General features: G+C 74.4%; 20 protein-coding genes. 6 read left to right on the forward strand and 14 right to left on the reverse strand.

All coding sequences use genetic code 11. From position 1 onward, the window contains the following. Positions 1-10: 10 nt before the first annotated feature. Both ACFV18_RS20275 and ACFV18_RS20280 read right to left on the reverse strand, forming a co-directional pair. The gene (locus ACFV18_RS20275; protein ID WP_380485057.1) at positions 11-673 is read right to left on the reverse strand and encodes a response regulator; all 663 of its coding nucleotides are present in this window, start codon (positions 671-673) and stop codon (positions 11-13) included. After that, a complete protein-coding gene (locus ACFV18_RS20280; protein ID WP_380485059.1) occupies positions 670-1,896 on the reverse strand; it encodes a sensor histidine kinase in 1,227 nt (408 codons plus the stop codon). The genes ACFV18_RS20275 and ACFV18_RS20280 overlap by 4 nt, the downstream gene beginning before the upstream one ends. Before the next feature lie 150 nt (positions 1,897-2,046). On the opposite strand from ACFV18_RS20280, the gene ACFV18_RS20285 reads away from it, so the two are divergent. Next, the gene (locus tag ACFV18_RS20285) at positions 2,047-2,952 is read left to right on the forward strand and encodes a UTP--glucose-1-phosphate uridylyltransferase (RefSeq protein WP_380485060.1); all 906 of its coding nucleotides are present in this window, start codon (positions 2,047-2,049) and stop codon (positions 2,950-2,952) included. Positions 2,953-3,121: 169 nt separating this feature from the next. On the opposite strand, the gene ACFV18_RS20290 is transcribed toward ACFV18_RS20285, so the two are convergent. After that, on the reverse strand, positions 3,122-3,988 hold the full coding sequence (locus ACFV18_RS20290; protein ID WP_380485062.1) for a PhzF family phenazine biosynthesis protein: 867 nt from the start codon (positions 3,986-3,988) through the stop codon (positions 3,122-3,124). A gap of 144 nt (positions 3,989-4,132) precedes the next feature. Here ACFV18_RS20290 and ACFV18_RS20295 point away from each other — a divergent pair, with 144 nt between their 5' ends. Next, positions 4,133-4,861, forward strand: coding sequence for a polyprenol monophosphomannose synthase (locus ACFV18_RS20295; RefSeq protein WP_380485064.1), 729 nt, complete (start codon positions 4,133-4,135; stop codon positions 4,859-4,861). A 152-nt stretch (positions 4,862-5,013) separates the two neighbouring features. Here ACFV18_RS20295 and ACFV18_RS20300 read toward each other — a convergent pair whose 3' ends face one another. After that, positions 5,014-6,222 (reverse strand): ROK family protein, encoded by a 1,209-nt coding sequence (locus ACFV18_RS20300; RefSeq protein WP_380485066.1) that lies wholly within the window; start codon positions 6,220-6,222, stop codon positions 5,014-5,016. Positions 6,223-6,278: 56 nt separating this feature from the next. On the opposite strand from ACFV18_RS20300, the gene ACFV18_RS20305 reads away from it, so the two are divergent. Continuing rightward, positions 6,279-7,487, forward strand: coding sequence for an MFS transporter (locus ACFV18_RS20305; RefSeq protein ID WP_380485068.1), 1,209 nt, complete (start codon positions 6,279-6,281; stop codon positions 7,485-7,487). Positions 7,488-7,748: 261 nt separating this feature from the next. On the opposite strand, the gene ACFV18_RS20310 is transcribed toward ACFV18_RS20305, so the two are convergent. The 3 genes from ACFV18_RS20310 to ACFV18_RS20320 all read right to left on the reverse strand — a co-directional run bounded on the left by ACFV18_RS20310 (position 7,749) and on the right by ACFV18_RS20320 (position 10,998). Beyond that, complete coding sequence (locus ACFV18_RS20310; protein ID WP_380485070.1) at positions 7,749-9,326, reverse strand: SMI1/KNR4 family protein; 1,578 nt, start codon at positions 9,324-9,326, stop codon at positions 7,749-7,751. A 29-nt stretch (positions 9,327-9,355) separates the two neighbouring features. Continuing rightward, complete coding sequence (locus ACFV18_RS20315) at positions 9,356-10,120, reverse strand: acyltransferase (RefSeq protein WP_380485072.1); 765 nt, start codon at positions 10,118-10,120, stop codon at positions 9,356-9,358. A 113-nt stretch (positions 10,121-10,233) separates the two neighbouring features. Continuing rightward, positions 10,234-10,998, reverse strand: a complete 765-nt coding sequence (locus ACFV18_RS20320) for an enoyl-CoA hydratase family protein (RefSeq protein ID WP_380485074.1) — start codon at positions 10,996-10,998, stop codon at positions 10,234-10,236. A gap of 196 nt (positions 10,999-11,194) precedes the next feature. On the opposite strand from ACFV18_RS20320, the gene ACFV18_RS20325 reads away from it, so the two are divergent. Continuing rightward, positions 11,195-12,352: a glycoside hydrolase family 19 protein gene (locus ACFV18_RS20325; RefSeq protein WP_380485076.1), complete on the forward strand. Its 1,158-nt coding sequence runs from the start codon at positions 11,195-11,197 to the stop codon at positions 12,350-12,352. Between the two features lie 176 nt (positions 12,353-12,528). On the opposite strand, the gene ACFV18_RS20330 is transcribed toward ACFV18_RS20325, so the two are convergent. Next, a complete protein-coding gene (locus ACFV18_RS20330; protein ID WP_380485078.1) occupies positions 12,529-13,800 on the reverse strand; it encodes an MFS transporter in 1,272 nt (423 codons plus the stop codon). 82 nt (positions 13,801-13,882) lie between these two features. Here ACFV18_RS20330 and ACFV18_RS20335 point away from each other — a divergent pair, with 82 nt between their 5' ends. Then, positions 13,883-14,869, forward strand: coding sequence for an ArsR/SmtB family transcription factor (locus tag ACFV18_RS20335; RefSeq protein ID WP_380485080.1), 987 nt, complete (start codon positions 13,883-13,885; stop codon positions 14,867-14,869). 7 nt (positions 14,870-14,876) lie between these two features. Here the strand turns inward: ACFV18_RS20335 and ACFV18_RS20340 are convergent, their stop codons facing one another. Then, a complete protein-coding gene (locus ACFV18_RS20340; RefSeq protein WP_380485082.1) occupies positions 14,877-15,515 on the reverse strand; it encodes a hypothetical protein in 639 nt (212 codons plus the stop codon). A gap of 136 nt (positions 15,516-15,651) precedes the next feature. Further along, complete coding sequence (locus tag ACFV18_RS20345) at positions 15,652-16,866, reverse strand: geranylgeranyl reductase family protein (RefSeq protein WP_380485126.1); 1,215 nt, start codon at positions 16,864-16,866, stop codon at positions 15,652-15,654. Positions 16,867-17,172: 306 nt separating this feature from the next. Here ACFV18_RS20345 and ACFV18_RS20350 point away from each other — a divergent pair, with 306 nt between their 5' ends. Then, a complete protein-coding gene (locus ACFV18_RS20350) occupies positions 17,173-17,718 on the forward strand; it encodes a carboxymuconolactone decarboxylase family protein (protein ID WP_380485084.1) in 546 nt (181 codons plus the stop codon). A gap of 123 nt (positions 17,719-17,841) precedes the next feature. On the opposite strand, the gene ACFV18_RS20355 is transcribed toward ACFV18_RS20350, so the two are convergent. The 4 genes from ACFV18_RS20355 to ACFV18_RS20370 all read right to left on the reverse strand — a co-directional run bounded on the left by ACFV18_RS20355 (position 17,842) and on the right by ACFV18_RS20370 (position 22,400). Beyond that, entirely contained in the window at positions 17,842-18,744 is a 903-nt protein-coding gene (locus ACFV18_RS20355) for a phosphotransferase (RefSeq protein ID WP_380485086.1), read from the reverse strand. 81 nt (positions 18,745-18,825) lie between these two features. Further along, positions 18,826-19,509: a DUF4184 family protein gene (locus ACFV18_RS20360; protein ID WP_380485088.1), complete on the reverse strand. Its 684-nt coding sequence runs from the start codon at positions 19,507-19,509 to the stop codon at positions 18,826-18,828. Positions 19,510-19,786: 277 nt separating this feature from the next. Then, the gene (locus tag ACFV18_RS20365) at positions 19,787-20,839 is read right to left on the reverse strand and encodes an NUDIX domain-containing protein (protein ID WP_380485090.1); all 1,053 of its coding nucleotides are present in this window, start codon (positions 20,837-20,839) and stop codon (positions 19,787-19,789) included. Positions 20,840-20,981: 142 nt separating this feature from the next. Next, complete coding sequence (locus tag ACFV18_RS20370) at positions 20,982-22,400, reverse strand: acyl-CoA synthetase (protein WP_380485092.1); 1,419 nt, start codon at positions 22,398-22,400, stop codon at positions 20,982-20,984. Between the last annotated feature and the right edge of the window lie 59 nt (positions 22,401-22,459).

The following is a 22,459-nucleotide window of genomic DNA, read 5'->3' on the forward strand; positions in this document are numbered from 1 at the left end:
TCCCGGGGGACTACCCCAGCCAGCCGGGCCGGACGAGCCCGGATTCGTAGGCGGCGACGACGAGTTGGGCGCGGTCGCGGACGCCGAGTTTGACCATGGTGCGGCTGACGTGGGTCTTCGCGGTGAGCGGGCTGACCACCAGGCGGCGGGCGATGTCCTCGTTGGTGAGGCCGAGGCCGACCAGCGCGAGGACTTCGCGTTCGCGCTCGGTGAGGACGTCCAGGCGGGCGGTGGACGGCTCCTTGGAGCGGGCGGCGAACTCGCCGATCAGGCGGCGGGTGACGCCCGGGGAGAGCAGGGCGTCACCGGAGGCGGCGACCCGGACGGCGCGCAGCAGTTCGCCGGGTTCGGTGTCCTTGACCAGGAAGCCCGCGGCGCCGGCCCGCAGCGCCTCGAAGACGTACTCGTCGAGTTCGAAGGTGGTCAGCACGACCACGCGCACGCCCGCCAGTTCGGGATCGGCGCAGATCCGGCGAGTGGTGGCGAGGCCGTCCAGGCGGGGCATCCGGATGTCCATCAGCACCACGTCGGGACGCAGTTCGGCGGCCCGGGCGAGGGCCTGTTCGCCGTCGTCGGCCTCGCCGACCACCTCCAGGTCGGCCTGGGCGTCCAGCAGGGCCCGGAATCCGGCCCGCACCAGCCGCTGGTCGTCGGCGAGCAGCACCCTGATCACGCCTGGGCTCCCTTCGGTTCGACAGGTGCGAGCGGCAGCCGGGCCCGGACCTGCCAGCCGCCGGCGCCGTCGGGCCCGGCGTCCACGGTGCCGCCGAACGCGGCGGCACGCTCGTGCATGCCGGTCAGCCCGGTGCCACTGCCGCCCGCGTCGCCACCGCCGGGCGGCCCCGGGTCGGTGACGGTCAGCTCCAACCAGCCGGGCTGCCAGGCGAGTTGGACGTCGGCGGTGCGGGCGGTGGAGTGCCGCAGCACGTTGGTCAGCGCCTCCTGGACGATCCGGAACGCGGCGAGTCCGAGGCCCGCGCCGAGCTGCCCGATGCGTCCCTCGGCGCGTCCCTCGGCGCGTCCCTCGGCGCGGACGGTGACGGCGAGGCCCGCGTGGCCGGCCTGCGCGACCAGTTCGTCGAGGCGCTCCAGGCCGGGCGCGGGGGTGCGCGGCGCGGCGGCCCCGGGGGTGCGCAGCGTGCCGAGCACCTGGCGGACTTCGCCGAGCGCCTCCTTGCTGGTCGCCTTGATGGTGGTGAGCGCGTCCCGGGCCTGCTCGGGCCGGGCGTCCAGCAGTTCCAGGGCGACGCCCGCCTGGAGGTGGATCAGCGAGATCGAGTGCGCCAGGATGTCGTGCAACTCCCGTGCCATCCGCAGCCGTTCCTCGTCGCTGCGGCGCGCCCGCGCCTCCTCCTCGGCGGCCCGCACGGCGGCGATCTGCTCGCGCCGGAACCGGGCCAGCTCGGCCCCGACGAAGATCAGCAGCAGCCAGGCGGTGACGCCGAGCTCCTGCCAGGCCACCGCCTCGCGGCCCGGCGCCCGCAGCCAGGACGCCGGCACCACGTAACTCACCAGCAGGTGCAGCACGTAGAACGCGCCGGCGCTCAGCCAGGCCGCCCGCCGGTGGCCGCGCTGCACGGCCGAGAAGAACGCCACCACCAGCGCCACGAAGGCCGGCCCGTACGGGTATCCGGCCCACAGGTTGGCGGCCGTCACGGCCGTCACCGCGGCGACCGTGAGCGCCGGGTACCGCACCCGCAGCACCAGCAGCGCCGGGCCGAGCGCCAGCAGCAGGTACCCCCAGGCGTCCAGCGGCACCCGCGCGCCCTGGTGCCGGGCGGCCACCGTCGTCCCGACCACCTGGACCACCGTCACCACGACGGCGGCCGCCACCGGCCACCCCGCCTTGCCGACCCGCACCCAGACGGGCACCCACGGCTGCCGAACGTCTCCCATACCGGAAGGCTATCCGCGCCGCCTGCCCGCACCATCGGCCTCGCGGAGCAGACACGCCTACTCCCGCCGCAGTACGGGCATGTCACCTGGAGCGACCGCGTTGGTACGGTCGGTGCCGACCGTGACCGCCCAGGAACAGGAAGAGGCCCCATGCGCGCCACCCTCCGCCGAGCCGTCATCCCCGCGGCCGGCCTCGGCTCCCGGCTGCTCCCGCTCACCAAGGCCACCCCGAAGGAGATGCTGCCGGTCGGCGACCGGCCGGTGATCGAGCACACGGTGCGGGAGTTGATCGACTCCGGCATCACCGACATCACCATCGTGGTGTCCGGCGACAAGTCGCTGATCCAGGACCACTTCCGCCCCAACCCGGCGCTGGTCGCCCAACTGCGCGCGGCCGGCAAGGACGCGTACGCCGACGCGGTGGAGGACGTCGCCGACCTGTCCCGGCGCGGCCACATCACCTACCTGTTCCAGCACGGCCCGTACGGCAATGGCACCCCGGTGCTGAACGCGGCCCGCGACTTCGGCGACGAGCCGTTCCTGGTGCTGTGGCCGGACGACGTGTTCGTCTCCCAGGTGCCGCGCGCCCGCCAATTGATCGCCGCGCACGAGAAGACCAGCGCCCCAGTGCTCGCGCTGATGCCGATGGACCCGGCCGAGTCGCACCGCTACGGCGTCCCCGTGGTCAAGGAGGACCTGGGCGACGGCGCGCTGCGCATCACCGGCCTGGTGGAGAAGCCCGACCCGTCTGCCGCCCCGTCGCACTACGCGGCGATCGGCGGCTACGTGCTGACGCCCGGCGTCGTGGACGAACTGCGCGAACAGTACCGGCAGTTCCGGGCCAACCCGGTCGGCGAGCTGTACCTCACCGACGCGTTGAACGCGTACGCCTCCCGCCGGGCCGTCTACGGCCAGGTCATCGAGGGCCGCTGGTACGACACCGGCAATCCGCACGCCTATCTGCTCGCCCAGTTCGCGCACGCCCTCGCGCACCCGGACTACGGCCCGCCGCTGCTCGACCTGGCCCGTACCCGCCTCGGCCCCGACGCCGGCTGAACCGCCCCCGGGCCTGCCCCGTACCCGCCTCGGCCCCGACGCCGGCTGAACCGCCCCCGGGCCTGCCCCGAACCCACCTCGGCCCCGACGCCGGCTGAACCACCCCGGGCCTGCCCCGAACCCACCTCGGCCCCGACGCCGGCTGAACCACCCCGGGGCCGAGGGAACGTCAGGAGATCCGCACCGCCCGGCCGGTGACCCGCACCCGGGTGTCCTCGGCGGACACGTCCACGGTCAGCAGGCCGGGCCGGCCGAGGTCCTCGCCCTGGTGCAGCGTCAGCCGGGCGGCGCCGAGGTGCCGCAGGTGGCGCAGGTAGGCGCCGAACGCGGCGGCGGCCGCGCCGGTGGCCGGGTCCTCCACGATGCCGCCGACCGGGAACGGGTCGCGGACGTGGAAGGTGGTGGCGTCCTGCTCCCAGACCAGCTGAAGGGTCACCAGCTCCAGGCGCCGCATCAGCGCGGCGAGCGCGTCGAAGTCGTAGTCGAGGTCGGCCAGCCGGGCCCTGGTCGCGGCGGCCAGCACCAGGTGCCGGGCACCGGCGTACGCGATCATCGGCGGCAGCCTCTCGTCCAGCTCCTCCGCCCGCCAGCCGAGCGCGTCGAGCGCCTCCAGGACGTCCTCCGCGGCGACCTCCTCGACGTGCGACGGAACACTCGTCAACGTCGCCGTGAACTCTCCGGCCTCGGTGCGCGCCACCTCCACCGGCACCGGACCGGCCTTGGTCTCGAACAACAGCTCGCCGGGGCCGATCAGTTCACCCAGCGCCACCGCGGCGGCGATGGTGGCGTGCCCGCAGAACGGCACCTCCGTCAGCGGGCTGAAGTAGCGGACGGTGCGGGTGCGCGGCTGGTCGGGCACCTCGGTGAGGAACGCCGTCTCGGAGTAGCCGAGCTCGGCGGCGAGGGCCAGTTGCCGCTCGTCGCTCAGCGCGGCGGCGTCCAGCACCACACCGGCGGGGTTGCCGCCGGCCGGGTCGGCGGTGAAGGCGGCGTAGCGCAGCGGTTCGGCGGGATCGGCCTGCGTGTTGTCGGTCATGCCCGGTGAACGGGCAGGCGGGCGCACCGATTCCCGGACGCGATTCCCGTGCGGCACCCGGGCGGCCCCCCGGAACGTACGTGCGGGGATCAACGCTAGACTGCCGCATCCGGCTCTCATAACCGTATCGAGGATAGAAGAAACATGGCTGAGGCCCACCCGAAGGTTGTTGTGGTTGTTCCGACGTACAACGAGCGGGAGAACCTCCCGATCCTGGTAGGTCGGTTGGGCGAGCTCGGCATGCCGAACCTGCACGTTCTGGTAGTGGACGACAACTCCCCCGACGGCACGGGCGACGTCGCGGACAAGCTGGGCGCCGAGTCGGGCGGCACGCTGACCGTGCTGCACCGCACCGACAAGGACGGCCTGGGCCGGGCCTACATCGCGGGCATGACGCAGGCGCTGGAGAACGGCGCCGACATCGTGATCCAGATGGACGCCGACCTGTCGCACCCGCACACCGCGATCCCCGCCATGGTGGAGAAGCTCACCACCACCGACGCCTCCGTCGTGCTGGGCTCGCGCTACGTCCCGGGCGGCTCCACCGCCTCCGAGTGGCCGTGGCACCGCAAGGCGCTGTCCGCGTGGGCGAACTTCTACGTCAACGCGATCCTGCACCTGAAGGTCAAGGACGCCACGGCGGGCTTCAAGGCCTGGGAGGCGCAGGCGCTGCGCCGGGTCGACCTGCAGTCGGTGCGTTCCAACGGCTACTCGTTCCAGGTCGAGATGAACTACCGCGTGGTCAAGCACGGCATGCGCATCGCCGAGGTGCCGATCCGCTTCGAGGAGCGGGTCGAGGGCATGTCGAAGATGAGCCTGGGCGTGCAGCTGGAGTCGGCCGTCGCTCCGTGGAAGCTCCGCTTCGGCAAGTGACGCCCCTGGCAGTGCGCTGAACGGCGCGGGTTGACGATCCGTCACCCGCGCCGTTCGCGTTTCCGCGCCGTTCGCGTTTCCGGGGCCGCCGACGTTTCCCGCGCCGTTCGCGTCTCAAAACGCCACTCGCGTGTCAGGACGCCACTCGCGTTTCAGGACGCCGCGACGGCCTGCGGGTCGTCCAGGTAGGGCTCCCAGGCGAGTTCGGCGGCCCCGACCAGCCCGGCGTGCACGACCTGCGCGGGGACGATCGGCACCCGTCCGCTGCGCCCCCACAGGCAGCGTTCGGCGACCACGGCGGCGAGCCGGTCGGGGGCGGCGGCCAGCAGGTCCTGGTGCAGGCCGCTGAGCACGATCCGGTCGGGGTTGAGGATGTTGACCAGCCCGGCCAGGCCCAGGCCGAGGCGCTCCACCAGGTGGTCGACGGCGTCGGCGGCCTCCGGGTCGCGGGCCAGTTCGCGGGCCTGGGGCAGCAGCGGCCGGTCCGGGTCGGGGCGGCGCTTCGCGGCGGCGAACAGCGCGTCGGTGTCGGTCTCGGCGTTCAGGCAGCCGCGGTTGCCGCACGGGCAGGGCCGGCCGAGCGGGTCGACGGTGAGGTGGCCGACCTCCAGGGCGAGGCCCGAACTGCCGGTGTGCAGGCGGCCGTCGACGACCAGCGCACCGCCGACGCCGCGGTGCCCGGAGGTGACCAGCAGCAGGTGCCGGGCTCCCTGGCCGGCGCCGTGCCGGTGTTCGGCGAGTGCGGCCAGGTTGGCGTCGTTGGCGACGGCGGTCGGGAGCGCACTGCGGGCGCGCGGGCCGAGATCCGCGCCGGCCACCTGTTCGGCGAACAGCTCGGCGACGGGGGTGCCCGACGGCCAGTCGAAGTGCAGCGCGGCGAGCGCGGTGCCGTCGGGCTCGGTGACGGGGTTGGGCAGGGCGAGCGCGAAGCCGAGCACCCGGCGGCGGCTGCCTCGGGCGAGGTGCGCGCCCGCCTCGGCGACCGCGCCGAGCAGCCGGGCGGGCGAGGTGTCGGCGGGCAGCGGCAGGTGGACGGACTCCAGCAGCCGGCCGCCGAGACCGGCCAGCGCGGCGGAGACGCCGTCGGCGTGCAGCTGGGCGGCGAGCACGGCGGGGCCGGGGTCCGCGAGCGCGAGGCGGTGCGAGGGGCGGCCGCGGCCGCCGCCGGTCGGCCGGGAGTCGACGCTGATCAGGCCGAGCGCCTCCAGCTCGGCCGTGACCGCGCCGGCGGTGGCACGGGTGACGTCGAGGGCGCCGGTGAGCGCGGAGCGGGTGGGGGCCTGCCCGGTGTGGATCAGGCGCAGCGCCGGGCCGAGCAGGGTGCGGCCGCGGTCGGGGGCGGTACGGCGCGGGCTGCTCACGGCGGGGCTCCGATGCTGGCTTGAAGGTGTGTGCGGCACTCCCCTATTCTGACTTTGTGCCGCTACTGAACAAAACAGAAGCCCGCTCCTCCGCCCTCAGCTCTCCGTCCGGCCGCAGCTCCTCCTGGTCGGCGGCACGCCTCGCCCTCACCGCCTTCTTCGCCGCCGACGGCTTCCTGTTCGCCGCCTGGGTGGTCCGCATCCCGGACGTCCGCGCCCAGGTCGCCGCCTCGCACAGCGCGCTGGGCCTGGCCCTGCTCTGCATCTCGGCCGGCGCGGTCGCCACCATGGCCCTGGTCGGCCGGCTCTGCCTGCGCTACGGCTCACGCCCCGTCACGGTCGCCGCCCTCTCCGCGCTCTCCCTCTCCATCGCCCTGCCCGCGCACACCCACTCCGTGCTCGCCCTCGGCGCCGTCCTGCTGCTGTTCGGCGCCGGGTACGGCGCGGCCAACGTGGCGATGAACAGCGCCGCCGTCGAGCTGGTCGCCGAACTCCGACGGCCCGTCATGCCGAGCTTCCACGCGGGCTACAGCCTCGGCGGCCTGCTCGGCGCGGCAGTCGGCGGCCTGCTCGCCGGACACCTCTCCGCAGCCTGGTCACTGACCCTGGCCGCCACCCTCGGACTGACCGTCACCATCGCCGCCGGCACCACCCTGCTGCGCGCCCCGGCGGCCCGCCCGCGCCCCGTCACCGGCCCTTCCCCCACCACCTCACGCCTCTCCAGCCACACCCGCCTGCTTGTCCTCCTCCTCGGCCTCACCGCCCTGTGCGACGCGTACGGCGAGGGCGCGCTCGCCGACTGGGCCACCCTCCACCTCACCGACGACGTCCACGCCACCACCGCCCTGGCCGCCGCCGGCTACGCGGCCTTCGCCCTCGCCATGACGGCGGGCCGCCTCTCCGGCACCTGGCTCACCGAACGCCTCGGCCAGACCCACCTCGTCCTCTTCGGCGGCCTCACCGCCTGCGCGGGCATGACCACCGCCGCCCTCGCCCCGTCCGTCCCCGCCGCCCTCGCGGGCTTCGTCCTGGTCGGCCTCGGCCTGGCCAACATCTTCCCCCTCGCCATCGCCCGCGCCGGCGCCACCGCCGGCCCCCAGGGCGTCGCCACCGCCTCCACCCTCGGCTACGCCGGCATGCTCATCGGCCCCCCGGTCATCGGCTTCCTCGCCGACGCCACCACCCTCCCCCTCGCCCTCCTCACCGTCGCCACCACCTCCGCCCTCGCCGCCCTCCTCTCCCTCACCACCCGCCACCCGGCCTGACGGCCCGTCCCCTCCACCTCCCGGCGGCTCCACGACGACCGACACCCAACCGACAAGACCCCCCTCGCCGACTGCGAGGGGGGTCTTCGACGTTGACGGACTCAGTCCGTATCGGGCCTGGGCCCGCAGGCGTCCGGCTCACGCGCCGTCCCGTACGAGGGAGCGTCCTGCCCCACCCGACAGCCCTCACCACACCGATCCGCCCCTCCCGGTTGCCGGTGATGCCCACCTGCGACAGCCGTTGCACCCCGTGCCGCGCCCTCAGCTCCTGTGCGCCCCGGTGACCCGGTACGGCTCGCCGGGCACCAGCCCGAGCCGGGCCGCCCAGGCCGCCGCCTGCTCGGCGGTGGTGTCGCGGTCGGCGAGCCGGGCCGAGACCAGCCCCGGCGGCAGCACCGTCAGCGCCTCCCACTGCGCGGCCGTCAGCGCCAGGTGCCGCAGGCCCGCCAACTCGCCCAGGACGGCGACGTCGAGCGTCCGGCAGCGCGACAGGTCCAGCCACCACAGGGCGGGCAGGGTGCGCAGCACGGCGAGGTCGAGCGGGCCGTCACCGGACAGGTCGAGGACGCCCAGGTGCGGGTGGCCCGCGAGCGGCGCGAGGTCGTCACCGGCCAGGGTGGCGGTGAGGTGTTCGAGGGCCACGCCGCGCAGCGCGCCGAGCCCGTCGGCGGGGCGGGCGGCCAGGGTGACGTGGCGCAGCCGGGGTGCGGCGGCGAGCGGGGCGAGGACGGGGGCAGGGCCGGTGAGGCGGGCGTGCAGCAGCGTGGCGGGGACGGTGCCGGGCGTGGTCGCGGCCGTCAGGACGGTCTGCGGGCCGTCCGGTTCCTCGGCGGATTCGGTGAACTCGAGGTACGGCGGTTCGTCGTCCTCGATCTCGTAGCAGCCGCGGTCCAGCAGGTCGAGGCAGCGGGCGAGCAGGGTGGTGACGGAGTCCGCGCGGTAGGCGGGGCCCTCGTAGAAGTCGCCGCCGAGTTCTATCACCTGCCCGGGGCGGCCGGCCTCGGCGGGGGCGAGGTCTACGGCGTAGTAGTTGCCGGAGTCGTCGGTGGCGAACGGCAGCCAGGCCGGGTGGTGGTGCCGGCGGCGGACGGTGTCGAGCGGGCCGGGCTCGCACTGCACCAGTGCCTCGTCCGGGCTGTTCCAGTCGAACGGCGGGGCGGCGTACGCCAAGTGCTCGTGCGCGCCGGGGAGTTCGGCGAGCGACAGCAGGCGCGGGCCGTCGAGTACGTCGTTCTCGCCGCTGCCGTCCGCGACCAGGTACAGGGCGCGCAGGTCGGCGGGCAGCGGGAAACCGAGGGTCGCCTCCGCCTCGGCGATCCGCTGCGGCGTGGCGGGCGGGGGCAACTCGGCGCGGTGGCCGAGGAGTTCGGCCCGACGGTCGATCGACGCCCGGAGCAGGTCGGCGGCCCGTTCGGGGTCGCCGGCCGGTGGCGCGGTGGAGTCGGGGCGGTCCTCGCCGGGGGCAGCCATCGCCAGGTCCGGGTCGAGGACGGCCCCGTGGCCGCCCCCGGCGGGCCGGGTGAGGGAGGTGTCGCGGGTCGCGGTGAGCGTGAACGGGCCGTCGGCCAGGTGGTGCAGTTCGAGCCGGGTCCGGGGCCAGCCGCGCAGCGCGCCGATCGCGGTGGCGAGCGCGTAGAGGTCCGCCGTGTCGGGGACGGTGTGGCGGCGGGTGCCGTCGGCCAGCGTCCAGTGGCCGTCCACCCACCGATGGACCGGCCCACCACGGAAGTCCAGGCGCAGGGCCGTCCACTGCGCGGGCGCGGTGCTCGCCAACCGCACGAAGATCTGCCGCGCCGCCTGCTCAAGACCGGCGCCGTCGCTGCCCAGCTGTTCGTTCATGGCGTCATCGTCCCAGCGCCGTACGACAGTTACGCCTCGGGGGCGCTCTCGCCGGGCAGGCGCAGGTCCCAGCCGACCAGGGCGCGGAGCTGTTCGGCGGTGACGCCCTCGGGGACGGGGCGGGGGGCCTCGTGGCGGATGGGGGGCTGCCAGCCGGCTTCCGGGTCCCAGGTGCGGACCTGGCGGGCGGGGGCGCCGGCCACCACCGTGAAGTCGGGAACCTCGCCGGAGACCACGGAGTTGGCGGCGACCACCACGTTGCGGCCGAGCCGGGCGCCGGGCAGGATCACCGCGCCGGTGCCGATCCAGGAGCCGGCGCCGATCGAGACGGGCTCGTTGCGCGGCCACTGCTTGCCGATGGGCAGTTCGGTGTCGCGGTACTCGTGGGCCTGGTCGGTGATGTAGACGTTCGGGCCGGTCCACACGTCGTCGCCGAGCACGATCTGCTGGTGGCCGACGATGTGGCTGCCCCGGCCGATCACGCAGCCGCCGCCGATCCGGACGATCGGCTCGGGGCCGAGGTCGAGCCCGGGCAGGAAGCCGGCCGAGATGGTGACGCGTTCGCCGATGATGGAGAACGGGCCGATGGTGATCCACTGTTCGTTGAAGACGGTGCCGAGCGGGAACGCCAGCTTGGTGCCGTCGCCGAGCTCCCCGAACCGGTACGGCCCGGGGTTGCGGTTGCTGACGGCGCCGGCGTCCTGCACCCAGCGCCAGCCTCGGTGCACCGCGCGCCCGGCCGCCCGGCGCGACCTCTCACGGACGGACCCCAGCAGCGCGCGGACGATCGACATGCGCTCACCGTATCGGCCGGTGGCGGCCCGCGACGGACAACGGGACCAAACTCACACCGGCCGGTAACTTCCGTCGAACGGCGAGGTCAACGCGCCCGGCCGGCGCAGCCGACTCAGCGCACCCAGCGCGCGGGCCGCTTCTCCAGGAACGCCCGCATGCCCTCCTGCGCCTCCTCGGAGCCGAACAGCCGCGCGGACTGGGCGACCAGTTCCTCGGTGTGCCGTTCGAAGGACTCCCGGACGGCGGCGTTGGCAAGGTACTTGGACTCCGCGAGGCCCTGCGGCGAGCACAGCCGCAGCGCGTCCAGGATCGTCTTCAGCGCGGCGCCGGTGTCGTCGGCGGCCTCGGTGACCAGGCCGATCCTGGCGGCCTCGGCGGCGTCGAAGGTCTCGCCGGTGAGGTAGTAGCGGGCGGCGGCGCGCGGCTCCAGCTTGGGGCGCAGCGGCAGCGAGATGACGGCGGGGGCGAGGCCGAGGCGGGCCTCGGTGAAGGCGAAGGTGCAGTCGGGTCCGGCGACGGCGAGGTCGCAGGCGCCGACCAGGCCGAGTCCGCCGGCCCGGACGTGGCCGTCGAGGCGGGCGATGACGGGCTTGGGGCAGTCGACGATGGCGCGCTGCAGGGCGACCAGGCCGCGCGGTCCGACGGTGGGGTCGTCGCCGGTGGCCTCGGAGAGGTCGGCGCCCGCGCAGAACACCCGGCCGGTGTGGCCGAGGACGACCGCGCGGACCTCGGGGTCGGCGGCGGCGTCGGCGAGGCCCTGGGTGAGTTCGGCCATCAGCCGGGTGGAGAGCGCGTTGCGGTTGTGCGGGGAGTCGAGTTCGAGGATGGCGACGGCGTCGGCGGTGCTGCGGCGCAGGAGGGGCGCTTCGCTGGTCATCTGGGCTGGTCTGCCTTCCGGCTGAGGGTGGGTCGGTCGGTGTCCGCCTGCACCCTGGCACGACAGCGGCCCCACTGGCCAGTACCCGCCGGGTACGCACCCTCAGTTCTCTTAAGGTATAGACCTATTGACTGTTAACGGTCACCCTGGGTTGAGTGCTCGGCACACCGCTCGTTCCCCCCACAAGGAGTGACCGATGTTTCCCACCCGCACACTCTCCCCGCACCGCTCGCACTCCCGCCGCGGCAAGGTCGCCGCCCTGCTGACCGGCGCGCTGGCCGCCACCGGACTGGCCGTCCTGGTGCCGGCCCCCTCCACCGCGGCCACCGCCTGCGCGAGCCCCTACTCGGCCTCGCAGGTGTACACCGGTGGCATGACCGCCTCGTACAACGGCCACAACTGGAACGCCAAGTGGTGGACCCAGGGCGAGACCCCGAGCACCGCCGGCAGCGGCGTCTGGGCCGACCAGGGCGCCTGCGGCACCGGCGGCGGCAACACGCCGAGCCCGAACCCCACCGGCACGGTCTGCGCCTTCCAGATCTGGGTCGCGGGCACCCAGTACACCACCGGCACGGTGGTCAAGTACCCGCCCAACGGCCAGTTCTACGTCGCCACCCACGACAACCCGGGCTACGACCCGACCATCTCCACCTGGTACTGGAGCCCGTCCGACTGCGCCGTCGACCAGCCGTCCCCCAGCCCCAGCACCAGCACGAGTGCCACCCCCAATCCGGGCGGATTCGTGGTCTCCGAGGCCCAGTTCAACCAGATGTTCCCGAGCCGGAACCCGTTCTACACGTACAGCGGACTGGTCGCGGCCCTGAGCGCCTACCCGGCGTTCGCGGGCACCGGCTCCGACACCGTGAAGAAGCAGGAGGCGGCAGCCTTCCTCGCCAACATCAGCCACGAGACCGGCGGGCTGGTGTACGTCGTCGAGCAGAACACCGCCAACTACCCGCACTACTGCGACACCACCCAGCCCTACGGCTGCCCGGCCGGCCAGGCCGCCTACTACGGGCGCGGCCCGATCCAGCTGAGCTGGAACTTCAACTACAAGGCGGCGGGCGACGCGCTCGGCATCGACCTGCTGCACAACCCGAACCTGGTGCAGACCGACGCGGCCGTCGCCTGGAAGACCGGCATCTGGTACTGGATGACGCAGAACGGCCCGGGCACCATGACCGCGCACAACGCCATGGTCAACGGTAAAGGCTTCGGCGAGACCATCCGCTCGATCAACGGCGCGCTGGAGTGCAACGGCGGCAACCCGGCCCAGGTGCAGAGCCGGGTCAACGCCTACACCGGCTTCGCCGCCATCCTCGGCGTCCCCACCGGCTCCAACCTGACCTGCTAGGACGACAGCGGCGCGGGCGGCGGTCCTCCACGAACCGTCACCCGCGCCGCCGTCAGCACACGCACAGCGCCGCATCAGCACACGCTCAGCGCCGCCGTCGGAACACGCCCAGCGCCGCGTCAGCACCCGCTCAGCCGTGCCGTCAGAGCACGCTCAGCCCCGCCGCCGGAACACGCTCAGCCCCGCCGCACCAGCAGCGTCATCCCGGCGCCCGCGGCGGCGAACATCGCGGCCAGCAGCAGCCAGCCGGCCGTCCCGTTGGCGATCACCACCGAGGTGATCAGCACCGGACCGAACATCATCGCGCCCGACATACCGGTGTTGAACACGCCCTGATAGGCGCCCTGCGCGTGCTCCTTCGCCAGGTCGTAGCCCAGCGCCCAGGCGCCCGCCTGGCTGTACACCTCGCCGAGCGCCTGGAGCCCGACACCGGCGGCGATCACCAGCGCAGCGGCCCAGCCGGGCAGGCCCGCGGCCAGCGCCAGCACCGCGCACGAGCCGGCCACCAGCAGCGCGCCGCGCCGGAAGACCCGGGCGGCCGCGCCGATCTCCTCGGTGCCCCGGGTGGCCCGCACCTGAAGGGCGATCACCAGCCCGGTGTTGACCAGCAGCGCGCCGGCCGCCATCCAGCGCGGCGCGTCGGTCTCCCGCACCACCCACAGCGGCACGCCGACCTCGATCATCACGAACTGCAGCGTGATCACCGCGTTCAGGCCGGTCGCCGCCAGGTAGCGCCCGTCCCGCAGCACCGCCAGCACCCCGCCCTCGGCCCTCGCCTTCGCGGCCTGCTCGGCGGTGCGCGGCGGGACGTGCACCATCAGCAGGTACATCACCGCGATCACGCCGTACGTCACGCCGTCGAACAGCAGCGCCGTCAGGTATGCGCCCCGGCTGTCGAGTTGGAGCACCGCAGCGGCGGCGACCGTGCCCAGCCCGATGCCGATGTTGGTGACCGAACGCAGGTAGGCCCGGCCCGCCACCCGGCCGTCCTGGGGCAGCACCTCGGCGAACAGCGCGCCGCGCACCGCCATGCCGCCCCGGTCGGCGGCGGCCAACAGGCAGGCCAGCACCGCGAACACCGTCAGGTCGTGCACCAGCACGTACCCGACCGAGCACACGCCCTGGGCCACCAGCAGCACCACCAGCACCGGCTTGGGCCCGAACCGGTCGGACAGCCAGCCCGCCGGCACGCCCGCCGCCAGCCCGACCGCCCCGGCGACGGTCAGCACCACGCCGACCTGCGCGACCCCGAACCCCAGGATGCGAGTGAAGAACAGCACCGACAGGGTCATCGACAGGCCGTTGCCCGCCGTGTTGATCAGGGTGATCACGGACAGCCGGCGCAGCACCGGGTCCTGGGGCAGCAGCCGGGCGAGCCGGCCGAGGTCCTGGCTGGGGGCATGGCTGGGCAACGCGGCCTCGTCGGCCGCGAGTTCAGTGGCGGTCATGATCCGATCAGACCGGGTACGGAGCGCTCGTGGTATTGATTTAGCCCGGGCCTGAATCCTCGGCCCGCACGGGGGGAGCACCATGACGCTGCGGTTCCGGCTGGGCCTGGCCGATCTGGCCGCCACCTATTTCGCCTGCTCGCCGCTCCAGGAGGCGGTGCTCAGTCTGCGGATGTGGACGCACCCGGGCATGTACCCGCACGGGGCGGCGTTCGAGGCGATGCGCCCGGCCTTCGAGGCGCTGCCGGCCGCGCCGCTGCTGCGCGCCCTGGTGGCGAGCAACAAGTACGTGCCGGACTTCCTGACGCCCCGCCCGAGCGTCCCGTTCCCGGACTTCGCGGCCGAGCTGGCCGTCGTCCGCGCCTTCGAACCGGCCCGGCTGCGGAGCGAGTTGGCCATCACCTTCCTGCCGCACGACCGGGAGATCCCGCCGCTGCTCGCCGCCTTCGACGACCGTCCGGCGGAGCTGATCCAGCTGATCGCGGACGCCCTGGAGCAGTACTGGACGCGGGTGCTGGAGCCCGGCTGGTGGCCGCGCGCCCGCTCGGTGCTGCACGCCGACATCGTGCACCGCGCCCGGGTGCTGGCCGAACGCGGCGCGGCCGGCCTGTTCGCCGACCTCGACCACCGGCTGCGCTGGACGGACGGGGTGCTGACCATCGACCGGAACTGGGGCTGCGGCGACCTGGAGATCGTGGTGGACCGGCGCGGCCTGGCCCTGCTGCCGACCTGCTTCGCGCGCGGCGCGATCACCGCGATCGGCCCCGGCCTGACCCCGTCGATCAGCTACGTGGCGCGCGGCCAGGGCAACCTGACCGGCCCGGCCGACCCGCCGCCCGCACCGCAGGCCCTGGAGCAGCTGCTCGGCATGCCCAAGGCCCGCCTGCTGGCGCTGCTCCAGGAGCCCACCGCCACCACCGAGTTGGCCCGCCGCCTGGGCGTCACCCCGGGCGCGGTCAGCCAGCATCTCTCCGTCCTGCACGCCACCCACCTGGTCACCCGCGCCCGGCACGGCCGCCTGGTGCTGTACGCGCGCAGCCCGCTCGCCGAGCAGCTGATCGGACCGTGACCGGGCGTCAGCAGAAGGCCATGACCGCTCCGGTCTCCACCGAGTGCCGGGCCGCCCGCATCAGCAGCAGGCAGATGAACGACTCGGTGCCGTAGCGCCGCCAGCCCTCGGGGTCCGCGACCTCGCCGTCGAGCACCGCGGTGACCTCGTCCCCGTACGGGTCGAGGCCCTCGGGCAGGCCCAGCGCCTCGGCCACCACCGTCAGCTCCGCCAGCAGCCGCACCGAGGACCCGAGCATCCCGCCCGACAGCTCCTCGTCGGTCAGCACCGGCCCGAAGTCCACGGGGACGTAGTAGCCCTCGCAGTCCGAGTGGTGGATCAGGTGGTCGAACGGGCCGGCCGGGTCGTCCGGTATGTCGAAGTACGCCTCCCTCAACTCCGGGTCCTCGGAGGCCCGTTCGCCCTCTGCCAGCGGCTCGGGCAGCTGCCCGTTCGCGGCCAGGTGCGCGGCCACGCGGCGCAGCGTGTGCAGCCCCGAGTACCCCCACACGCGGTCGCTGAACCGGGGCCCGTCAACCGGCTCCTGCCAGCCGGGCAGGCCCTCGTGCTCCAGCACGGTGCGGATCGTCACGCACTCCGCGCGGAACCAGTCCGCCACATCCTCCTCGGCGCCGATCAGCGCCCCCACCACCACATCGAGTCCCATGCCGAGGATGCTGCCAGCCGGCACCGACAATCCGCAGATCACGGCCCCAGTCGATCGGCCCCGCGACCCGCAACGCAGACGGATCCGCCCGAGAAGGGAACTCCCCTCCCCGGGCGGATCCATGACCGCATCGAAGCTACCGCCCCGCGACCGACGCCAGCTTCCGCGCCGCCCGGTGGTCCCGCATGATCTGCGCGAACGTCGTGTGCCCCTGGGTGGTCCGGGCGAACGCCCGCCACGCCGGGGTGACCAGCGAGACGGCCGCGTGGAACAGGTGCGGGCGCTTCTCGAACGAGGCCAGCATGATCTTGCCGGCCCGCATCTCCACGCCCAGGCCCGCCTTGATCGCGAACGAGTAGTTCAGCGCCTGACGCCGCACGTCCGCCGCCCCGTTCGCCTCGGCGACCTGCACGGCCCACTCGCCGGCCAGCCGGCCCGAGCGCAGCGCGTACGAGATGCCCTCGCGGGTCCACGGCTCCAGCAGGCCGGCCGCGTCGCCGGCCACCAGCACCCGGCCGCGCGACAGCGGCGAGTCCTCGGCCCGGCAGCGCGTCAGGTGCCCGGACTCCACCAGCGGCTTGAACCCGGCCAGGCCGAGCCGCCGGATGTAGTCCGCCAGGTACTGCTTGGTCTGCTCGCCCTGCCCGCGCGCCGAGATCACACCGACCGTCAGCGTCCCGGAGTCGGTCTTCGGGAACACCCACCCGTACGAGCCGGGCAGCGGGCCCCAGTCGAGGTGGATCCGGCCGGCCCACTCGCGCGAGACCGCCTCGGGGACGGGGATCTCCGCCTCCAGGCCCAGGTCGATCTGGTCGAAGCTGACGCCGACATGACGGCCGATCCGGCTGGCGGAGCCGTCCGCGCCGACCACCGCCCGGGCCTCCACCCGCCCGCCGCCGGCCAGCGTCACGAACACGGTGCGGCTGTCGCCGCCCTGCTGCTCGACACCGGTCGCGGTGACGCCGGTGACCAGCACCGCGCCGGCCTGCTCGGCGGCCTGCACCAGACGCAGGTCGAACTCGTCGCGGTTGACCACGCCGAACAGCATCCGCTTCGAACGCCGGGTGCGGGTCCACTTGCCGTTCAGCGCGAAGGTGACGGCCGAGATCCGGTCCTGCAACGGGAGCTTGAAGTCCGGCGGCAGCGAGTCGCGGGACGGGCCGATGATGCCGCCGCCGCAGGTCTTGTACCGGGGGTGCTCGGCCTTGTCGAGGAGCAGCACCCGCCGGCCCCGGGCCGCGGCCGCGTACGCCGCCGACGATCCGGCCGGTCCGGCGCCGACCACCACCACGTCCCACACCCCGTCAAGCAGCGCCGCCCGCTCGGCATCCGCCTCCGCGTCCGTGCTCACGCTCTCCTCCGACGCGGCGTCCGACGGCTTGTCCGACGGCTCGTCCGACGCAACGTCCAACGCCTCGTCACCGGCGTCGTCGGCAAGGGCCGCGACCGGCTCGACGGGGTCCAGGTCCTGGGTGCTACCGGTGTCAGTCACGGTCGCCCATCCTAATCTGCCCGCACCGGTCTCCGGCCAGGACCCGCCCTTGCCGAACGGCAGCCGGAGGCCGCGCGCCCAACCGGCCTGCCGCCTACCCGCTGTGACGGCACAACCGCAGGTCAAGGCCTTGCCAAGAGCATCCCGAACCGGTTCAGTAAGCCCATGCCGCATATCGCGCTCCCCGCCCCCCACCCCGGAATCCGGGGCCTGCTCGCCTTCAACCCCGCGTCCGGCCTTCGCCTGAGCGAACTCGCCGAGCAACTCCTGCGCGGCGAATCCCCGCTGTCCGTCGGTGAACGCGAACTGATCGCCGCCTACGTCTCCTCCCTCAACTGCACCCGCTACTGCGCGGCCGCCCACGGCGCCACCGCCGCGCACCGCCTGGACGGCGACTTCGACCTGGTCGCCGCCGTCCAGCGCGACCTGGACACCGCGCCCGTCTCCGACCTGATGCGGGCCCTGCTCCGGCTCGCCGGCAAGGTCGCCGAGAGCGGACTGTCCGTCACCGAGGAGGACATCGCCGCCGCGCGGGCCGTCGGCGCGGACGACGCGGCCATCCACGACACCGTGCTGATCGCCTCCGCGTTCTGCATGTACAACCGCTACGTCGACGGCCTCGCCGCCCTCACCCCCGACGACCCCGAGGTCTACCGCATGATCGGCGCCCACCTCTCCGACCACGGCTACCTCCCCCAGCCCGGCGAGTAACCCGGCCCCTCCCCCGCCGCCCGGACACCCCGCCCGGGCGGCGGCCCCACCTCACAACTCGCCCAGGAACCAACCCGGTTCGGCGACAAGTGCCGGGCATTGCCCGGTCGAACAGAACCGGCGTCAGAGGCCCTTCAGGACGCGACCGAGCGCCGACCGCCCGACCGGCCCCCAGTTCGGCTTCCCGCCGGGCAGACCGCGGTCCCCGTTCTGCCCCATCAGCATCAGGAACAGACTCTTCATCGCCGCCAGCCCCCGCGCCCGCCGGACCGCCGCCTCGTCGACCACCCCGTAACGGTCGAAGAACCGCGCGGCCCCACCCGCCGGAAGCAGCAGCCAGGCCGCCGCGAGATCCCAGGCCGGGTCCCCCGCGAACACATCGCCGAAGTCGACCACGCCCGCCAGCGTCCCGTCCGCGACAACCACGTTCGCGGGATGCAGGTCACCGTGCACCCACACCCGCGGCCCCTCCCACCCCGCAGCCGCCACCGCGTCGTCCCACACCGCCCGGACGTCCGTCGCGGCGAGCCCACCGAGGTCGTCCACGGCCCGCAGAAAGTACTCGAACCCCTCCGTGCACTCCCCGGGGTGACCACCGCGGTCCGCGGAGCCCGGCGCTTCGGCGGGCGCCGCCACGTGCAGCGCCTTCAGGAAGTCCGCCAGCACGTCCGCCGCGTGATCGCCCCGGGTGATCGAACCGTGGTCCAGCGGCGTGCCCTCGACCCACGTCATGACGGTCCAGATCTTCGGAAACCGCCCGGACGGCACCCCGTCCCGCACCGGCACCGGAATCGGCAGCGGCAGCCGCGGGGCGAGAGCCGGCAGCCACCGCCGCTCCTTGAGCTGCGAGTCCGGGCCGCTGTCCATCCGCTGCACCCGAACCGCCAACTCACCCCCGAGCCGCCACATCTGATTGCCCCAGCCGCCCGCCACCTCACAGATCGGCAGCCCGGCCAGATCCGGATGCTGGTCCCGCAACAACGCGCGGACCAGACCCTCGCTCACCTCGATCTCGGCTTCAGTCATGCGAAGTCACGCTACTCGCCACCGGTCCCCCGTGCCCTCCCTGGTTCGCGGCGCAGCGACAACGCCCGCGGGCCCACCCCGTCAGCCCCGCGCCGCACCCAGCAGCGCCGCCCCGACCGCCAGCCCCGCGCCGGCGCCGAAGCACGCCTCGTCCACGACGCCGCGCTCGCCGCGTCGCACCCGCTCGACCGCGCCCAGCAGCGTCGCGGCGGCGAGCAGCGCGGCGGTGCGACGGTCTGCGGACCGCCAGGGCCCGGCGTGCCTGGCCAGCAGGGCGAGGCCGAGCAGCGAAGTGCCGTACTGCAGGGCGGTGTACAGCGGGACGCGCCCGACCCGCCGCTCCAGCACGGGCAGCGCCCGGACTCCGGCCCGGCCGTGATGGGTGAACGCGTCCCAGGTCAGATGGCTGACCGCACCGACCGCCACCGCCCCGGCTGCCAGCGCCAACTCGCCTGCGGCCGGCCGGCCCTCGGGCACGGGCTCCGTCCACGCCCCGGGGACGGCCTCGGCGATCGGGCCCCGCCACACCCCGTACCAGGCGGCGACCAGCCCGGCCCCGATCACCACATCGACCGTCCCGGCGGCCCACCAGCGGTGCGTCAGATCTCCGTGCCGGTACACCCCGGGCACCACCGACTCGGCGAAGAACGGCACATCGGGCGCCATCGCCCCGGCCACCAGCCCGGCCGCCACCACCGCCCCCTTCCGACGGGCCCCCCGCAACCCCGGCAGCACGGCCGCAACATGACTCAATGTGAACGGCATACCCGCCATCCTCCCAGCCCCGACCCCCCGTCCACCGGCCAACGCGCAGCCCCGCGACGCACCACACCACTCACCCCGCCACCCATGCGCCTGGTCAACGCCCGGCAGCCGCCCCACCCCGCGCCCGCAGCCCCGCGAGGCCCTCTCACCGCGCCGACGCAGCCCCCGTCGCCGCCCGCCCTCTGATCACACCACTCACCCGCCACGCATACGCCTGGTCAACGCCCGGCAGCCGCCCCACCCCGCGCCCGCAGCCCCGCCGCCCCACGAGGCCCTCTCACCGCGCCGACGCAGCCCCCGTCGCCGCCCGCCGCCCGCCCTCCAAGTACCTCAACTCTCCCTCCGTGCGGGCCTCCAGCGCGGCGACCAGCCGGCGCAGCCGTGTCGCGGGCAGCATCTGCGCGGCTTCCCGGAGGGTGGCGAAGTGCCAGTCGCGGAGTTCCCCGGTGGGCAGGCGCAGCCGCAGGACCTCGGAGGGGCCGAGCCGGCCGCCGTCGTAGACCAGGCGCAGGCCGCCACGCCCACCACCGCCGCCCGCGCCGGATTCCCAGTCGACGGCGAGCAGGCGCAGCTCCTCGGGGCGCAGGCGCAGGCCGAGTTCCTCGGCGGCCTCCCGGACGGCGGCGGCGGTCGGTGCTTCGCCGCGTTCGACGACGCCGCCGGGGAACTCCCAGTGCGGTTTGTACGCGGGGTCGACCAGCAGCACCCGGTCCCGGTCGTCGAACAGCAGCACCGCGGCGGCCACGGTGTCGCCGTCCCCGCCCTCGGTCCGCACGATCGGACAGCGCGCGGCGCCGCTGCGCACCACCTCGGCGATCCGCTCAGCCGTCTGGCGCGGCGTCAGCACTCCGTTGTCGATCATCCGCGCGTCACCGGCCAGCCAGCCCCGCGCGACCAGGTACGCGGGCAGTGCCTCCCGACTGCGCTGCCGGGAGCCGGCGTCGCCGAGGACGTCCTGCCGGGTGGCGATCCGGGCCCGCAGAATCGTTTCGACAGGGTCGAGGACCACGTGGTGCACGGGGAGACCGCGCCCGGCCAGCGAGCCGAAGATCTCGTCGCGGTGCTGCTGGCTCAGCAGCGTCATCGGGACGAGCACGGGGCCGGTCGCCTCCCCGGCCAGCGCGGCGGCGGTCTCGGCGACCAGTCGCCGCCATGCGGGCAGTTCCTGCGGGTCCGCCACCTCGGCGAGGCGGCCCGGCGGCAGGGTGGCGCGCAGCAGCGTCCCGACGGTGTCCGGTTCGAACAGCACGCTTCCGGGCAGCAGCCCGGTCAGCTCCCGGCAGGCGCTCGTCTTGCCCGCTCCGAATGCCCCATTGACCCAGACGATCACAGCACCCCTGCCCCTCCGTGCCGGCCCGGCCGGTCCGCCGGGCAGCGCGAGGCCCTGGCCCCGCGCCATCCCAGTGGTACCCACTCCCCGGGGCCCTGAAAGGAGTCCCCGCGAGGACCGGTCCGCGTCCGGGAGTTCCGGCTCACGCGTCCGGGTCGAGCAGCCGCTTCTTGAGCACCTTGCCCATCGCGTTGCGCGGCAGGTCGTCGACCAGCACGACCCGCCGGGGGCGCTTGTGCACGGACAGCCGTTTCGCCACGAAGTCGACGAGCTGGTCCTGCGCCAAGTCGGCCCGCGAGGCGACCACGTACGCGACCACCAGCTGCCCGAGGTCGTCGTCGGGGACGCCCACCACGGCAGCGTCCGCGACCCCGGGATGGTCGCGCAGCGCAGCCTCGACCTCGCCCGCGCCGATCCGGTAGCCGCCGCTCTTGATCAGGTCGACGGAGGCGCGGCCGACGATCCGGTGGAAGCCGTCTGGTCCGATCACGGCGACGTCGCCGGTGCGGAACCAGCCGTCGGAGGTCCAGGACTCGACTGTGGCGTCGGGCCGTCCGAGGTAGCCGTCGAACAGGGTGGGGCCCTGGATCTGGAGGTCCCCGACGCTCTCGCCGTCGTGCGGCACGGGCTGCCCGTGCTCGCCGATCAGGCGGGTGCGCACGCCGGGCAGCGGCACGCCGACCGCGCCGGGCCGCCGTTCGCCGTCGGCCCGGGTGGCGACGGTGATCAGCGTCTCGGTCATGCCGTACCGCTCGGCGGGGGCCTGGCCGGTGAGCCGGCGCAGCTGTTCGAAGACGGGGACGGGCAGCGGGGCGCTGCCGGACACCAGCAGTCGGGCGGCGGCCAACTCGCGGGCGGCCTCGGTGTCGGCGGCGATCCGCGACCACACGGTGGGGACGCCGAAGTACAGGCTGCCACGGGCGGCGGCGTACCCGGCGGGGGTGGGCCGGCCGGTGTGCACCAGCCGGCTGCCGGTGCGCAGCGCGCCGAGCACGCCGAGCACCAGGCCGTGCACGTGGAACAGCGGCAGGCCGTGGACGAGGGTGTCCTCGGCGTTCCACTGCCAGGCGTCGGCGAGGCCGTCGAGTCCGGCGGCGACGGCGCGGTGCGGGATCAGCGCGCCCTTGGGGGCGCCGGTGGTGCCGGACGTGTACAGCACGAACGCGGTCCGGTCGGGATCGTCGGCGGCGGGCCGCCACTGGCCGCTCGGCCGGTCGCCGAGCCGGACCGGAAGGGCCGTCAGCCCTCCGGTGTCCTCGGGCAGCCGGGTGCCCGCCAGCAGGGTCGCGCAGCTGTCGCGCAGGATGTGGGCGCGCTCCAGCGGCCCGGAGTCGGGCGGCAGCGGCACCACGGGAACGCCGGCCAGCAGTCCGCCGACCACGGCCACCACCGTCTCCGGCTCGGGCCGGGCCAGCACGGCCAGCGCGGGTGCCCCGGCGACCCGCTCGGCGACCGCACCGGCGGCGCCCAGCAACTCCTCCCGGGACAGCGCCCGCCCGTCCACCACCACCGCGTCCGGGCCGTCCCCGAACACACCGTCCAACGCCCTCAGCAACCCCATGCCGTCACCACCCCGTCCGCACGATCCCCGAACACACCGTCCAACGCCGTCAGCAGCCC

The organism is Kitasatospora sp. NPDC059673 (assembly GCF_042734215.1).
Taxonomy (GTDB): Bacteria; Actinomycetota; Actinomycetes; order Streptomycetales; family Streptomycetaceae; genus Kitasatospora.

Excerpts from the sequence above, each read along its gene's own strand:
- ACFV18_RS20280 (WP_380485059.1), bottom strand. The coding sequence starts at position 1,896 with ATGGGAGACGTTCGGCAGCCGTGGGTGCCCGTCTGGGTGCGGGTCGGC.
- ACFV18_RS20285 (WP_380485060.1), top strand. The coding sequence starts at position 2,047 with ATGCGCGCCACCCTCCGCCGAGCCGTCATCCCCGCGGCCGGCCTCGGC.
- ACFV18_RS20290 (WP_380485062.1), bottom strand. The coding sequence starts at position 3,988 with ATGACCGACAACACGCAGGCCGATCCCGCCGAACCGCTGCGCTACGCC.
- ACFV18_RS20295 (WP_380485064.1), top strand. The coding sequence starts at position 4,133 with ATGGCTGAGGCCCACCCGAAGGTTGTTGTGGTTGTTCCGACGTACAAC.
- ACFV18_RS20310 (WP_380485070.1), bottom strand. The coding sequence starts at position 9,326 with ATGAACGAACAGCTGGGCAGCGACGGCGCCGGTCTTGAGCAGGCGGCG.
- ACFV18_RS20315 (WP_380485072.1), bottom strand. The coding sequence starts at position 10,120 with ATGTCGATCGTCCGCGCGCTGCTGGGGTCCGTCCGTGAGAGGTCGCGC.
- ACFV18_RS20320 (WP_380485074.1), bottom strand. The coding sequence starts at position 10,998 with ATGACCAGCGAAGCGCCCCTCCTGCGCCGCAGCACCGCCGACGCCGTC.
- ACFV18_RS20325 (WP_380485076.1), top strand. The coding sequence starts at position 11,195 with ATGTTTCCCACCCGCACACTCTCCCCGCACCGCTCGCACTCCCGCCGC.
- ACFV18_RS20330 (WP_380485078.1), bottom strand. The coding sequence starts at position 13,800 with ATGACCGCCACTGAACTCGCGGCCGACGAGGCCGCGTTGCCCAGCCAT.
- ACFV18_RS20335 (WP_380485080.1), top strand. The coding sequence starts at position 13,883 with ATGACGCTGCGGTTCCGGCTGGGCCTGGCCGATCTGGCCGCCACCTAT.
- ACFV18_RS20340 (WP_380485082.1), bottom strand. The coding sequence starts at position 15,515 with ATGGGACTCGATGTGGTGGTGGGGGCGCTGATCGGCGCCGAGGAGGAT.
- ACFV18_RS20350 (WP_380485084.1), top strand. The coding sequence starts at position 17,173 with ATGCCGCATATCGCGCTCCCCGCCCCCCACCCCGGAATCCGGGGCCTG.
- ACFV18_RS20355 (WP_380485086.1), bottom strand. The coding sequence starts at position 18,744 with ATGACTGAAGCCGAGATCGAGGTGAGCGAGGGTCTGGTCCGCGCGTTG.
- ACFV18_RS20360 (WP_380485088.1), bottom strand. The coding sequence starts at position 19,509 with ATGCCGTTCACATTGAGTCATGTTGCGGCCGTGCTGCCGGGGTTGCGG.
- ACFV18_RS20370 (WP_380485092.1), bottom strand. The coding sequence starts at position 22,400 with ATGGGGTTGCTGAGGGCGTTGGACGGTGTGTTCGGGGACGGCCCGGAC.